Source organism: Stenotrophomonas sp. 82F1 (assembly GCF_056861525.1).
Genome location: NZ_JBSPUD010000010.1, coordinates 74,744 through 88,594, shown reverse-complemented (window position 1 = coordinate 88,594; position 13,851 = coordinate 74,744). Strand labels below are relative to the sequence as shown.

The following is a 13,851-nucleotide window of genomic DNA, read 5'->3' as shown; positions in this document are numbered from 1 at the left end:
CGCTCAAACCACTGCGCGGAATGCTCAAGGGGGGTTATCGGCAGGGCTGCGCCCTGCACCCGCAGAGGCAACAGCAACGGCAACGGCCGGAGCAACAGCAGAAGCGGGCTTCCTGTGGGGAGGCGGGGTGGGTCCGGTTGCGGGGGACGCCGTGAATACGTCCCTGTAGGCTTGGCCGCGGCATCCATGCCGCGGACACCCCCGCAACCGGACCCACCCCGCCTTCGACAGATTTTCGCGATCTGTTGGGATGGCATGACCTGCTCTTGGTGGGTGTCGACCTTGGATCCACGCCATGGGTGGATGCTCTTCGAATTCAATTCGGAATCATCGAAATGAATCGAATGGAATTGGAGGAAATCATCCACGCATGGCGTGGATCTACTGGCCACCAGGAAACTGTCGAAGGTGGGGCACTGTGGATTTGCGGGGTGTGAGCCGCATGGATGCGGCGACCAAGCCTCCATGGACGGATTCACGGCGTCCCCGCAAACCCACAGTGCCCCGCCATCCCACGGAATGCCGCTGTGGCCTTTGCTGTTGCCGTTGCTTGAAGAGCCTCTGCGGGTGCAGGGCGCAGCCCTGCTGAACACCCCTATATGTCGGTAGGAGCGAGCCCGTACTGCTCGGCGAAGCGCTTGCTGAAGCTCGCTGCGGAACGATACCCCGCGCGCGCGGCCACGGTCTTCAGCGGCAGATCGGTGGTGTACAGCAGCTGCATGCCGTGGGCCAGGCGCGCTTCGGTCAACAGCTGGCGCAGGCTGGTGGCTTCAGCCGCCAACCGCCGCCGCAGGGTCGCACCGCTCAGCGCGAAGTGTGCCTCAACGTCGCGCGACTGCCAGTCGCGTGCCGGTTCGGCGGCGATGCGGTCGCGGATCTGTTCGCCCAGCGTCGGTGCGTGCGGCAACAACAGGTTGCCGTGGCCCTGCCGGCACCACGCCAGCACCAGCGTGGCCAGCGCCAGCCGCGCTTCGCTGTAGCGGCCATCCTGCAACGACTGCCGCCAGCTGCGCAGCGCCGTGGCGTGATCGTTCAACGCCTGCCGTGCCAGCGTCGGTCCGGCTGTCGGCAAGGCTTCGTTCCACAGCGTGCGCGCCGCCGCCAGCACTTCCACGCACAGCGGCACGATCGCGCTGAGGTAGCGGCCGGTTTCTGGGTCCGGCGTGTTGACCACGTCTATGCGGCAACGCTGGGTGATCAGCAGGATGTCGCCCGGGACGAAGGCCAGCGACTGGTGGGCGGTGCGCACCTGCTTGCGGCCTTCCAGCAGGATCGCGAACTGCGGCTGCGGTATCTCCACCGAGCTGGCGCCGTGCTCGCGGCGCGCGGTAATGCAGGCGTAGCCTTCGGCGCGTTCGCAGCCGGCCAGGCTGGCCATCTCCGCCAGCAGGGCGGTGGCGGTGGGGGGCATGCCGGTCATACGACGTGCGCGCCGAGCAGGCGGCCGACCGCAGCTGCAGCAGCCATCGCCAGCGCGCCCCAGAACATCACGCGCAGGGCACCGCGCATCGGTGATGCACCCCCGGCCCACGCCGCCATCGCGCCGGTCAGGCACAGGCCGGCCAGCGTGCTGACCGTCGTGGCGGTGGCGACGTTCTGTACCGGTGCCAGCAGCGCGGTCAGCACCGGCAGGGCGGCACCACAGGTGAAGGCACCGGCCGAAGCCAGTGCAGCCTGTAACGGTCGCGCGCGCAGTTCCTCGGTGATGCCCAGTTCGTCGCGCGCATGGGCACCCAGCGCGTCGTGGGCGGTCAGCTGCTCGGCGACCTGCCGTGCCAGCGCCGGCTCCAGGCCGCGGTGGCGATAGATCGCGGTCAGCTCGTCCAGTTCGCTGTGGGGGTCTTCGTGCAGCTCGCGCTTCTCCATCGCCAGATCGGCATTCTCGGTATCGGCCTGGGTCTGCACCGACACATACTCGCCGGCGGCCATCGACATCGCACCGGCCACGGTGCCGGCCACGCCGGTGGCCAGGATCGTGCTGGCCGAGGCGCCGCTGGCAGCCACGCCGACCACCAGGCCGGCCACCGAGACGATGCCATCGTTGGCGCCCAGCACGGCGGCACGCAGCCAGCCGACGCGGTCGGCGCGATGCAGTTCAGGATGTCGTGAATGGCGGCTCATGGCCCTGAGTGTACGAGGGTCAAGAGGGCGTCGGTAGGATGCTGAAACCCGTCACCGTCGCATGACGTAACGAGCCGCCACGCTATAGTGCGCCCTTGCGATGCAAGGCTCCCAGCCCCACATCCCCTGCCACCGTCCAGCGAGCCACCCCCTTGTCGAGCCCCAGCCACGTCGCCGATACGCCCATTACCGACCGCGCGCAACTTGTGGCGGAGATCGCCTCCGGCGAGAAGCCCCGTTCGCAGTGGCGCATCGGTACCGAGCACGAGAAGTTCGGGTTCCGCCTGGATGACCTGCGTCCGCCGACCTTCGAGGGCGATCGCGGCATCGAGGCACTGCTCAACGGCCTGGTGCGTTTCGGCTGGACGCCGGTGCAGGAAAACGGCAATACCATCGCCCTGCTGCGTGATGGCGCCTCGGTGACGCTGGAGCCCGCGGGCCAGCTGGAGCTGTCCGGTGCGGCGCTGGAAACCATCCACCAGACCTGCGTGGAAACCGGCACCCACCTCAATGAAGTGGCGCAGGTAGCTGGCGAGCTGCAGCTGGGCTTCCTCGGCATGGGCTTCCAGCCGAAGTGGACGCGCGATGAAATGCCGTGGATGCCCAAGGGGCGCTACAAGATCATGCGTTCGTACATGCCCAAGGTCGGTTCGCTGGGCCTGGACATGATGACCCGCACCTGCACCGTGCAGGTGAACCTGGATTACGCCAGCGAAGCGGACATGGTGAAGAAGTTCCGCGTGTCGTTGGCGCTGCAGCCGATCGCCACCGCCCTGTTCGCCGACTCGCCGTTCACCGAGGGCAAGCCGAACGGCTACCTCAGCTACCGCTCGCACATCTGGACCGACACCGATGCCGACCGTACCGGCATGCTCGACTTCGTGTTCGAGGACGGCTTCGGTTACGAGCGCTATGTCGACTACCTGCTCGACGTGCCGATGTATTTCTCCTACCGCGACGGCATCTACCACGATGCCAGTGGGCAGAGCTTCCGCGATTTCATGCAGGGCAAGCTGCCGGTACTGCCGGGCCAGCTGCCGACGCTGCGCGACTGGTCGGACCACACCACCACCGCGTTCCCGGAAGTGCGGCTGAAGAAGTACCTGGAAATGCGCGGTGCCGATGGTGGCCCGTGGAGCCGCCTGTGCGCGCTGCCGGCATTCTGGGTGGGTCTGCTGTACGACGACACCGCACTGGATGCGGCGTGGGACCTGGTGCGTGATTTCAGCCTGGTTGAACGCCATGCGCTGCGTGATGGGGTGCCCAAGCATGCGATGAACCTGCCGTTCCGCAATGGCACCGTGCGCGATCTGGCGCGCGAAGCGGTGAAGATTTCCGTGGAAGGCCTCAAGCGCCGTGCGGCGCGCAATGCCGATGGCCAGGATGAAAGCAAGTTCCTGGACGTGCTGCAGGAAATCGTCGAGTCCGGCCTGACCCCGGCCGAGCGCAAGCTGGCACTGTTCCATGGCCGCTGGCATGGCGATGTGGATCCGGTGTTCCGCGAGTTCGCTTACTGACGCGGGATGGATGACCGCCGGGCATGGCCCGGCGCTACCGTCAGGAATGAAAAAACCCCGGCATTGCCGGGGTTTTTCGTTTCCACATCCGCCTTGGATCAGGCGGCGTTGTTCATCGTCGCCATGTCGATCACGAAGCGGTAGCGCACATCGTTCCTGGCCATGCGCTCCCAGGCTTCGTTGACGTTCTTGATGTCGATCATCTCCACATCGCTGACGATGCCGTGCTCGGCACAGAAGTCCATCATTTCCTGGGTTTCAGCCATGCCGCCGATCGCCGAGCCGGTCAGGTGCTTGCGACCGAAGATCACACTGCCACCGGTCAGCGGCGGGTCCAGTTCGGTCAACACGCCGACCAGGCACATGGTCGCCTCACGCTTGAGCAGGCCCATGTACGGGTTGGTGTCATGGCCAACCGGGATGGTGTTGAGCAGGAAGTCGAAGCTGCCGGCGTGTGCTTTCATCTGCGCGGCATCGCGCGAGACCAGGACTTCATCGGCGCCCAGGCGCTTGGCGTCGGCACCCTTTTCCGGGGTGGTGGTGATCATCACCACGTGCGCGCCGAGTGCCTTGGCGAACTTCACGCCCATGTGGCCGAGGCCGCCGAGGCCGATCACGCCGACCTTCTGGCCCGGGCCGACCTTCCAGTGGCGCAGCGGCGACCAGGTGGTGATGCCCGCGCACAGCAGCGGCGCGGCGGCCTTCAGGTCCAGCGTTTCGGAAACCTTGACCACGAAACGCTGCTCGACCACCACGTGGTCGGAATAGCCGCCGTAGGTCGGGGCACCGTCGGCGCGTTCACGGCCGTTGTAGGTCCAGGTGGCACCTTCGGCGCAGTACTGCTCCAGATCGTGTTCGCAGGCATCGCAGTGGCGGCAGGAGTCGACCATGCAGCCGACGCCGGCGTGGTCGCCGACCTTGAAGCGGGTGACCTCGCTGCCGACTTCGGTGACCCGGCCGATGATCTCGTGGCCCGGCACCATCGGGTAGATCGAGCCACCCCAGTCGTCGCGCGCCTGGTGCAGGTCGGAATGGCAGATGCCGCTGTACAGGATCTCGATGCGCACATCGTTCGGGCCGACCGCGCGGCGCTCGAACTCGAAGGGTACCAGCGGGTCGGCATGGGTATGGGCGGCGTAACCACGGGCGAGGGACATGGGGAATCCTTGGCGGGTTTGTCGAAAGGCGTTTTACAATACGCCCCGTACCGCAAGGTAAGAAGCGCATATATCGGCATGATTCATCAAGGCAGACTGCACAATCATGGCCACTGACAACCTGTCCCACCTGGCCGCCTTCGCCGCGGTTGCCCGCCACCGCAGCTTCCGCCGCGCCGGTGCCGAACTGGCCCTGTCGACCTCGGCGGTGAGCTATGCGATCCGCGCGCTGGAGGAGCGGCTTGGGGTGGGCCTGTTCCATCGGACTACCCGCAGCGTGGCACTGACCGAGGCCGGACAACGGCTGCTGGAGCGCCTGCAGCCGGCGCTGGGCCAGGTGCACGATGCGCTGGAAGAAATGAACCACTTCCGCGCCGTTCCGGCCGGCCTGCTGCGGATCAATGCGACGCGGGCGGCGGTGGCGACCCAGTTGGGGCCGCGGCTGGCGCGTTTCCTGCACGCGCATCCGGATGTACGGGTGGAGCTGACCGAGAACGATGGTCTGGTCGACATCGTCGCCGAGGGTTACGACGCCGGCGTGCGCCTGCACGAGTTCGTGCCCGAGGACATGGTGGCGGTGCCGATGGGGCCGCCGCTGCGCGGCTTGATCGTCGGCTCGCCCGAGTACCTGCGGCGCCGCCCGGCACCGCAGCATCCGCGCGACCTGGCCGCGCATGAGTGCGTGCGTTTCCGCTTCGCCAGCGGCCATCTGTACAAGTGGCAGTTCGAGCGCGAGGGCCAGACCCTGGAGATCGACGTACCGGGTCGGCTGACGCTGTGCGAGCAGGGCACCGTGGTTGGCGCGGTACTCGATGGCATCGGCCTGGCCTATGTGCTGGAAGACACCGCGCGCCCGTATCTGGACGATGGCCGACTGGTGGCGGTGCTGGAAGACTGGAGCGAACCGTTCGCCGGGTTTGCGTTGTACTACCCGAAGCAGCGGCAGATGCCCGGTGCGTTGCGTGCGTTCGTGGATATGCTGCGCGAGTGAATGGTGGTGGGTCGCATCCACGCATGGCGTGGATCTACTGACCATCGCCGCATGCCCACTTTGACCCCGCCACGCGTGGATGCCGTTGCACAGTAGATCCACGCCATGCGTGGATGGCGTTGCACAGTAGATCCACGCCATGCGTGGATGCCGTTGCACACAGTAGATCCACGCCATGCGTGGATGCCGTTGCACACAGTAGATCCACGCCATGCGTGGATGCCGTTGCACACAGTAGATCCACGCCATGCGTGGATGCCATTGCACACAGTAGATCCACGCCATGCGTGGATGGTGCAGGCACGCGCTAAGGTAACCACCCTCATCCAACAAGGACGTCCATGAGCACGCTCGCCGATCTCGAACAGGCCTCCAGCCAAGCCTTTCCGCCGCTGTTCCACCAGCTCGTCGCAGGCAACCACTTCAGCTGGGGCGAACAGGGGCCGCGCTGGTTCCGTGAGGTGTTCCCACAGGTACAGGCACAGCCGCCGGTGCTGCTGTACGCGAACGAGTACGAACCGATCGAGCCCGATGAACTGCGCGCGGCCTGGGAAGACCTGACCGCCGAAGATCACTACAACCCGTTGCGTGAAGACCTGAAGCTGCTGCCGTTCGCACGCACCGGCGCCGGCGACAACTATTGCTTCTGGACCAACGCACCAGGCTTCGCGGAGCCGCCGGTACTGCTGGTCTGGCACGACGATGATCGCGCCGACCTGGTGGCGGCGAACCTCCAGGGTTTCCTGTTCCGCAAGATGGCCGAAGCGGTGGTTGAACTGGATGAAGATGATTCGCTGCTTTCGGAAGGCGATATCGGTGCGAACCTGCAGGCCTGGCTGTCCACTCATCGCGATTGGTTGCGTGGGGATCAGGTGGCTGCGCTGGAAGCGCTGTTCGCGCGCGTGGATGACATTGCCCGCGGTGACATCAGTGAAGAGGACATACAGGCAGTGTTGAAGCCGCTGATCGGGTTTGAGCGGATGGACAGCAGAATGCCGTACGTACGGGATTGAGCTGCGCGGGTGCACGGCATCGATCCGAAGCCACGCATGGCGTGGCTCTACTGCCGGGTCTTTCCTGCAGCGCGATGGATGAGTGCCGACCAACGGTCGGCCTCCACCTTCTGGCAGCAACGCCCTGCCATGCCTGGATGGCGCCTGCTACGCAGCCCGCAGCATCGGCTCCATCAACTGTAGGCAGTCACGCAGGTGCGCATCCACCGACGCGTCTTCTGCAACCACACCGATGGCGCGTTCGCGCAGGGGTTCGGCCACGGCCATGGACAGCACCAGACGTGCCATCCGTTCTGGATCACCGGCGCGCAGCAGACCACGCTGCTGCTGCCGCGCCAGCCAGTCCGCCAGCAACGCACGTCCGCGGCCGATGCCGTTGTCCAGGTAGGCCCGCAGCAGCGCGTCCTTGCCCGGGAAGTCGGTGGTCAACAGGCGGAACACCCGCACGGCCTGCGCTGACAATGCCTGCGCGCACACCGCCTGCAGGATGTCGTGCAGCAGCGGCAGCACGTCTTCGGCGTGGCGGGCATCACGTTGCAGCTGCGGTGCGAAGCCATCGGTCCACTCGCGCACCGCCAGGCCTACCAGCTCATCACGGTTGCCGGCATGCCGGTACACCGTCTTCTTGGCCACGCCGGCATGCGCGGCGACCGCCTCAATGGTGGTCGCTTCATAGCCCTGCGCCAGCAGCAGATCCAGCGTCGCCTGCAGCACGGCATGGCGGACGTCGGCCTCTGGCCGTGCTGGACGCCCGCGGCGACGGGGTGGTGCGATCGGATCGGGAGGCGCAGTAGCGGTCATTGCGCACATTCTAGCGCATTTCGATAATTGCGAAACGAAGTGCGTTTCCTTATTATCCGGGCTTCACCTCCCCAAGGATTCACCATGGACACCGTCGCCAACGCTCACGCCTGGCTGGACCACCACGATCTGCTCGACCCGGCGCCGATGCACCTGGAAACCGGCATCCAGCGTCGCGAAGACGGCACCCTGCTGGTCGCAGTGCGCACCGATCTGCATGGCTGCAAGGGCCGCATGCTGGACTGGTGGTTCACCTTCTTCGAGACCACCCAGCACATCCGCTGGTGGCACCCGCTGGACCATGTCGAGCATCGTGGCTGGGATGCGGCCTGGCAGCGTGGGCGCAGTTACCATGGCGCCAGCATCCATGCGGTGGAATCGCTGGCCGACATTCCGCCGGTGGCGGCACGCCTGAAGTTCCATGATCCGCGCACGCTGCTCACACCTGAGCGTCTGCAGACGGCGCAGGATGCAGGCGATGTCTCGGCGGTGATTGCCGCGCGCATCGGTTTTGGTGACCACGTTCGTCTGGACGCACACGGTGATCCCTGCGACGGGCAGATGCTGCACGTCGCGCGCGATACGCCGTTCGGCTGCGTGCTGCGCAGCCGCTTCGTGCTGGGCCTGGACAGTGAACTTCCGCAGCGCGATGCCAGCGATGCGATCGGCCTGGGTCTGCTAAAGCACTGCTATACCGAGTTCAGTTTCCTGTCGCGGCTGCTGCCGTCGCTGTACTACGGCGAGCGTGCCAACGGCGAAGCGGTGCCGCTGCCGTGGTGAGCGGCGCGCCGCTCATTCGACCAGCGCGTCGTAGCCTTCGCCACTGAACTGGATCAGGCAGAAGCCATGGCCGAAGGGATCGGCCAGCACGGCGATGCGGCCCCAGCGACGCTCGCGCACGGACTGCGCGAGCGTCGCCCCGGCCGCAACCACACGCACCACCGCGGCCTCGATGTCATCCACCACCCAGTCCAGATGCAGCGGCGTCCAGTGGCGCTCGTAGTCGCGCACATCGCCGTCTTCGGTCGCTGCGCTGCCGGCGTCGTTCTGCAGCAGGTACAGCGGCGCGGGGCCACCGAGCAGTTCCAGCGCGCCGGTGCCGAGGCGTCGGCCGCTGTGCAGGCCGAAGGCTTGGGTGTAGAAGGCTTCGGCAGCTACAAGATCGGGTACGTCGAGGTTGACGATGAAAGACGCGGCTGAGGGGAGCATGGAGGATGGCCGATGGGATGCCGGACAACGATGCGCTTGCGGTCTGGCTGCAGCAAGGCGCGGCACACCGGCGGCTGCCGATGCACCGCATCCACGCGTGGCGTGGATCTACTGTGCGAGCGGGTAGTCGAGGTAGCCTTCGACGCCGCCACCGTAATAGGTGCTGCGATCCGGCACGGCCAGCGGTACATCGCGCTGCAGGCGCTCGACCAGATCCGGGTTGGCGATGAACGGCTGGCCAAACGCGGCGAGGTCGATGACGCCGTCCTCGACCAGGCGCAGAGCACGCTCACGTGTGAGCCCACCGGCGAGGATCACGGTGCCGCCGTAGCTCTGCTTGAAGGTCTTCAGGAACGCTTCGCCGATGACGGGCGCGCCGCGCAGGTAGTTGTCGTTCAGATGCACATACGCCAGCCCGCGCTTGCCAAGCGCTTCGGCCAGATAAAGATAGCTGGCTTCGTTCTCTGCATAGGCCGGCATGTCGAAGGTCTGGCTGTTCGGCGCCAGGCGCACGCCAATGCGGTGCGCGCCGATGCGCGAGGCCATCGCATCCACGGTGTCCAGGATCAGCCGTGCGCGGTTGCGTAGTGAACCACCATAGAGATCCTGCCGATCATTGGTGATCGGGTTGAGGAACTGCTCGAACAGGTAGCCGTTGGCAGCATGCAGCTCGATGCCATCGAAGCCGGCGGCGATGGCATTTTCAGCGCCGCGTACGAAGTCGCTGACGATACCCGGCACTTCGTCGGTGCGCAGCGTGCGCGGCGGCGTCGGATCGGCATGGCCACGGCTGCCGTCGTCCAGATACACGAACGAGGTGTTCTTCGGATCGCTCGCCACCGGTCGCGTGCCGGCGCTGACCGGCTGGCCGCCGTCGGGCTGCAGCGAGCTGTGTGACATGCGTCCGACGTGCCACAGGTGGGCGAAGATCGCGCCCTGCGCAGCGTGTACGGCGTCGGTGACAAGCTTCCAGCCGGCGACCTGTTCAGCGGACCAGATGCCCGGCACGTCGATATAGCCCTGGCCCTGCGCCGACACCGGCGTGCCTTCGCTGATGATCAGGCCGGCGCTGGCACGTTGCCGGTAGTACTGCGCAGTGAGTTCGTTGGCGACCGCACCGGGGTTGCGGGCGCGGGTCATCGGCGCCATCGCGATGCGGTTGCGCAGTGGTGTTCCGGCCAGGTCGTAGGGGTGGAAGAGGGGAGAGGTCATGTCAGTCATCTCGGAGCGGGGGAGGGCGCCAACGGCGCGACAGCACCATGATGTAGTTGACATGCAGGCACATAAAGGCGGTAGATTTCCCGTCAAGCGGGACTATCTGTCCCCAATAAGCGAGTCCGCCGATGCTTCCCGTCGAATCCCTGAATGGCCTGGCGACCTTCGTCACCACGGCGCGCTCGGCCACCTTCACCGAGGCGGCCGATGCCCTGGGCATCTCGCGCTCGGCGGTCGGCAAGGCCATTGCCCGGCTGGAAGCGCGGCTGGGGGTGCGCCTGTTCCATCGCACCACCCGGCGCATTGCGCTGACCACCGATGGCGAGGCGTACTACGCCTCGTGCGCGGCGGCGCTGGATGAAATCGCGGCAGCCGAAGCGTGCCTGGGTTCGGCTGCGCATCTGCCGAGCGGCCGCCTGCGCATCGACATGCCGTCCTCGTTCGGTCGGCTGGTGGTGCTGCCGGTGCTGCTGCGCATGTGCAATGAACACCCCGACCTGCAATTGACGATGACCTTCACCGATCACTTCGTTGATCCGCTGGAGGAAGGCATCGACCTGCTGATCCGCTTCGGCGGCCTGCACCATGCCGAGCACTTGGTCGCGCGCAAGCTGGCCAGCCAGCGGCTGGTGACTTGTGCGTCGCCGGCTTACCTGCAGGCCTTTGGTGTGCCGCAGACGCTGGACGAGCTGCGGGGCCATCGCAGCGTGGTTGGCTTCCGTCATGGCCAGTCGGTGGCATGGCGGATCGGCAGCGAGGGCACCAACGGCAGCTTCATCCCCAGTGCCACGCACCAGCTCAACGATGGCGATGCCGTGATCGAGGGTGCCATCGCCGGGTTGGGAATCTGCCAGATGCCGATGTCACTGGTGCGTCATCATCTGGAATCGGGTGCATTGCAGTCGGTGATGGACCATTGCACGCAGCATCACGTGGATATCCACGCGCTATGGCCGCAGACCCGGCACCTGCGTCCGAAGGTGCGGTACGTGGTGGAGGAGCTGACCCGGTTGGCTGCAGAGGGGGCATTCGATTGATACGGGATTGAGGTGGCGGCAGCTGTCTGTATACTGTCCCCCAGTATAGTTCCGAGGCCGGCCTCCCATGCCGCACTCCCCCGACGAAAAAAAGAAGGTTCTCGCCCGCGTGCGCCGCATCCGTGGCCAGTGCGATGCGCTGGACCGCGCGCTGGAAGCCGGTGCCGACTGCGGGCCCGTGCTGCAGCAGATCGCCGCCATCCGCGGGGCGGTCAACGGCCTGATGTCCGAAGTGATGGAAGCGCACCTGCGCGAGGAGTTCGGCCAGCCTGCCGCTTCCGATGAACAACGCGCCGAACGCGTGCGCGACATGAGCGCGTTGATCCGCTCGTACCTGAAATGAACGACGGCGCGACACAGCGCCGCGCATCCTGTTTTCCGCAAGTCCTTTTTGGAGAGTGCCATCATGAAATCCCGTGCCGCCGTCGCCTTTGGTCCCGGCCAGCCGCTGCAGATCGTCGAGATCGACGTCGCCCCGCCGAAGCAGGGCGAAGTGCTGGTCAAGATCACCCACACCGGTGTCTGCCACACCGATGCGTTCACCCTGTCCGGCGATGATCCGGAAGGCCTGTTCCCGGTGGTGCTGGGCCATGAAGGCGCCGGCATCGTGGTGGAAGTGGGCGAGGGCGTGACCAGCGTGAAGCCGGGCGACCACGTGATTCCGCTGTACACCGCCGAGTGTGGTGAGTGCCTGTTCTGCAAGAGCGGCAAGACCAATCTGTGCGTGTCGGTGCGTGCCACCCAGGGCAAGGGCGTGATGCCCGATGGCACCAGCCGCTTCAGCTACAACGGCGAGCCGATCTACCACTACATGGGCTGCTCGACCTTCAGCGAATACACCGTCGTTGCCGAGGTGTCGCTGGCGAAGATCAACCCGGACGCGAACCCGGAGCATGTCTGCCTGCTCGGTTGCGGCGTCACCACCGGCATCGGCGCGGTGCACAACACCGCCAAGGTGCAGGAAGGCGACAGCGTGGCGGTGTTCGGCCTCGGCGGTATCGGCCTGGCGGTGATCCAGGGCGCGCGCCAGGCCAAGGCCGGCCGCATCATCGCGGTGGATACCAACCCGTCCAAGTTCGAGCTGGCCCGCGAATTCGGTGCCACCGACTGCATCAACCCGAAGGACTTCGACAAGCCGATCCAGCAGGTCATTGTTGAAATGACCACCTGGGGCGTGGACCACAGCTTCGAGTGCATCGGCAACGTCAACGTCATGCGTGCGGCGCTGGAATGCGCGCACCGCGGCTGGGGCCAGAGCGTGGTGATCGGCGTGGCCGGTTCGGGCCAGGAGATCTCCACCCGTCCGTTCCAGCTGGTCACCGGCCGCAAGTGGATGGGTACCGCGTTCGGTGGCGTGAAGGGCCGCAGCCAGCTGCCGGGCATGGTCGAAGACGCGATGAAGGGCGATATCGAGCTGGCCCCGTTTGTCACCCACACCATGGACCTGGACAAGATCAACGAAGCCTTCGACCTGATGCACGAAGGCAAGTCGATCCGTTCGGTGGTCCATTACTGAGGCGCGTCATGGGCTGGCTGGATGCCCTGCGCCGGCCGCGTGCGGAAGACCCGCGCGCGGCCCTGGTGGCCCCGATCGAACAGGCGCTGCGCGCGCTGGGTTGGGTCGTGGGAGAAGTGGGGCCGCCGCGTGCGGTGACTTCGGCCTTCGGCAGCGACGACGGCATGCCGTTCGAGCAGTGGCTGGGGCTGGTATTCCTGCCGCGTCTGCATGAGGCCCGCGCTGACGGCCAATGGCCGCCGCGCAGCGATGTGGCCGTGGCGGCCTATCGCAATCTTGATGGCCAGCCTGGCGTCGAACCGTTGCTGCGCCTGCTGGCGCAGCTGGATGAACTGATAAACAAAGGCATCCACGCCGTGCGTGGATAAGCCGACCAAGGTCGGCATCTACCAGAAGCACGCGTGCGCTGACGCGCCGCGCAGGAGAACATCATGGAACGCATCGAACACCGCGCCTGTTTCGGTGGCTGGCAGGACGTCTACCGCCATCATTCGACCACGCTGGGCTGCGACATGCAGTTCGCCGTGTACCTGCCGCCGCAGGCCGCCAGCCAGAAGCTGCCGGTACTGTATTGGCTGAGCGGACTGACCTGCACCGAGCAGAATTTCATTACCAAGGCCGGTGCGCAGCGCTATGCGGCGGAGCACGGCGTGATCATCGTCGCCCCGGATACCAGTCCGCGCGGCGATGACGTGGCCGATGCCGAGGGCTATGACCTGGGCAAGGGCGCGGGCTTCTATCTCAACGCTACCCGTGCGCCGTGGGCGAAGCACTACCGCATGCATGACTACGTGGTGCAGGAACTGCCGGCGCTGATCGAGGCAAATTTCCCGGTGAACGACGCACGCGCGATCAGCGGCCATTCGATGGGGGGGCACGGTGCACTGGTGATCGCGCTGCGCAACCCGGGACGCTACCGCAGCGTGTCGGCGTTCTCGCCGATCGTTGCGCCCAGCCAGGTGCCGTGGGGACAGAAGGCGTTCACGGCCTACCTCGGTGACAACCCGGCCGACTGGGCGCAGTGGGACGCCACCGCGCTGATCGCCAACGCCAGCGAGCGACTGCCGCTGCTGGTCGACCAGGGTGAGGGGGATGAGTTCCTGCAGACCCAGCTGCAGCCTCAGCGCCTGCAGCAGGCCTGCCAAGCGGCCGGCCATCCGCTGAGCCTGCGCCTGCAGCCGGGCTACGACCACAGCTACTACTTCATCGCCAGCTTCATCGGCGAGCACATCGCCCACCACGCGCGCGCACTGAAGGCCTGACCCTGTAGCCGA

The 13,851-nt window shown here is 66.1% G+C and carries 15 protein-coding genes; 9 read left to right on the top strand and 6 right to left on the bottom strand.

Annotated features, from left to right (window positions below; all coding sequences use genetic code 11):
- Window positions 1–595 precede the first annotated feature (595 nt).
- Together AC13GI_RS11990 and AC13GI_RS11985 are read right to left on the bottom strand one after the other, a co-directional pair.
- Window positions 596–1,420 carry a helix-turn-helix domain-containing protein gene (locus AC13GI_RS11990; RefSeq protein ID WP_482996364.1) on the bottom strand — a complete coding sequence of 275 codons (825 nt, stop codon included), beginning with the start codon at window positions 1,418–1,420 and terminating at the stop codon, window positions 596–598.
- Window positions 1,417–2,121, bottom strand: a complete 705-nt coding sequence (locus tag AC13GI_RS11985; RefSeq protein ID WP_482996363.1) for a VIT1/CCC1 transporter family protein — start codon at window positions 2,119–2,121, stop codon at window positions 1,417–1,419. Before AC13GI_RS11985 ends, AC13GI_RS11990 begins: the two co-directional genes overlap by 4 nt.
- A gap of 152 nt (window positions 2,122–2,273) precedes the next feature.
- Here AC13GI_RS11985 and AC13GI_RS11980 point away from each other — a divergent pair, with 152 nt between their 5' ends.
- Window positions 2,274–3,638, top strand: coding sequence for a glutamate--cysteine ligase (locus AC13GI_RS11980; RefSeq protein WP_482996362.1), 1,365 nt, complete (start codon window positions 2,274–2,276; stop codon window positions 3,636–3,638).
- A 98-nt stretch (window positions 3,639–3,736) separates the two neighbouring features.
- Here AC13GI_RS11980 and AC13GI_RS11975 read toward each other — a convergent pair whose 3' ends face one another.
- A complete protein-coding gene (locus tag AC13GI_RS11975; protein WP_482996361.1) occupies window positions 3,737–4,795 on the bottom strand; it encodes an NAD(P)-dependent alcohol dehydrogenase in 1,059 nt (352 codons plus the stop codon).
- 106 nt (window positions 4,796–4,901) lie between these two features.
- Between AC13GI_RS11975 and AC13GI_RS11970 the strand changes: the two genes are divergently transcribed.
- Together AC13GI_RS11970 and AC13GI_RS11965 are read left to right on the top strand one after the other, a co-directional pair.
- Window positions 4,902–5,786, top strand: a complete 885-nt coding sequence (locus AC13GI_RS11970; protein WP_100462607.1) for a LysR family transcriptional regulator — start codon at window positions 4,902–4,904, stop codon at window positions 5,784–5,786.
- Window positions 5,787–6,127: 341 nt separating this feature from the next.
- On the top strand, window positions 6,128–6,799 hold the full coding sequence (locus AC13GI_RS11965; protein WP_482996360.1) for an SMI1/KNR4 family protein: 672 nt from the start codon (window positions 6,128–6,130) through the stop codon (window positions 6,797–6,799).
- A gap of 147 nt (window positions 6,800–6,946) precedes the next feature.
- On the opposite strand, the gene AC13GI_RS11960 is transcribed toward AC13GI_RS11965, so the two are convergent.
- The gene (locus tag AC13GI_RS11960) at window positions 6,947–7,609 is read right to left on the bottom strand and encodes a TetR/AcrR family transcriptional regulator (protein WP_482996359.1); all 663 of its coding nucleotides are present in this window, start codon (window positions 7,607–7,609) and stop codon (window positions 6,947–6,949) included.
- A 75-nt stretch (window positions 7,610–7,684) separates the two neighbouring features.
- Here AC13GI_RS11960 and AC13GI_RS11955 point away from each other — a divergent pair, with 75 nt between their 5' ends.
- Window positions 7,685–8,380, top strand: coding sequence for a DAPG hydrolase family protein (locus AC13GI_RS11955; RefSeq protein ID WP_482996358.1), 696 nt, complete (start codon window positions 7,685–7,687; stop codon window positions 8,378–8,380).
- A gap of 12 nt (window positions 8,381–8,392) precedes the next feature.
- On the opposite strand, the gene AC13GI_RS11950 is transcribed toward AC13GI_RS11955, so the two are convergent.
- Window positions 8,393–8,809, bottom strand: a complete 417-nt coding sequence (locus AC13GI_RS11950) for a VOC family protein (RefSeq protein ID WP_482996357.1) — start codon at window positions 8,807–8,809, stop codon at window positions 8,393–8,395.
- A gap of 108 nt (window positions 8,810–8,917) precedes the next feature.
- Entirely contained in the window at window positions 8,918–10,021 is a 1,104-nt protein-coding gene (locus AC13GI_RS11945; protein WP_482996356.1) for an alkene reductase, read from the bottom strand.
- Between the two features lie 131 nt (window positions 10,022–10,152).
- Between AC13GI_RS11945 and AC13GI_RS11940 the strand changes: the two genes are divergently transcribed.
- From AC13GI_RS11940 to fghA, 5 genes are all read left to right on the top strand, one after another.
- Window positions 10,153–11,061 (top strand): LysR family transcriptional regulator, encoded by a 909-nt coding sequence (locus AC13GI_RS11940; protein ID WP_482996355.1) that lies wholly within the window; start codon window positions 10,153–10,155, stop codon window positions 11,059–11,061.
- Between the two features lie 67 nt (window positions 11,062–11,128).
- Window positions 11,129–11,404, top strand: coding sequence for a metal-sensing transcriptional repressor (locus AC13GI_RS11935; RefSeq protein ID WP_197606378.1), 276 nt, complete (start codon window positions 11,129–11,131; stop codon window positions 11,402–11,404).
- Between the two features lie 63 nt (window positions 11,405–11,467).
- Entirely contained in the window at window positions 11,468–12,577 is a 1,110-nt protein-coding gene (locus AC13GI_RS11930; RefSeq protein WP_265953351.1) for an S-(hydroxymethyl)glutathione dehydrogenase/class III alcohol dehydrogenase, read from the top strand.
- 8 nt (window positions 12,578–12,585) lie between these two features.
- Window positions 12,586–12,945, top strand: coding sequence for a YqcC family protein (locus AC13GI_RS11925; RefSeq protein ID WP_312786404.1), 360 nt, complete (start codon window positions 12,586–12,588; stop codon window positions 12,943–12,945).
- 63 nt (window positions 12,946–13,008) lie between these two features.
- Window positions 13,009–13,839, top strand: coding sequence for an S-formylglutathione hydrolase (gene fghA / locus AC13GI_RS11920; protein WP_099820968.1), 831 nt, complete (start codon window positions 13,009–13,011; stop codon window positions 13,837–13,839).
- Window positions 13,840–13,851: the final 12 nt, after the last annotated feature.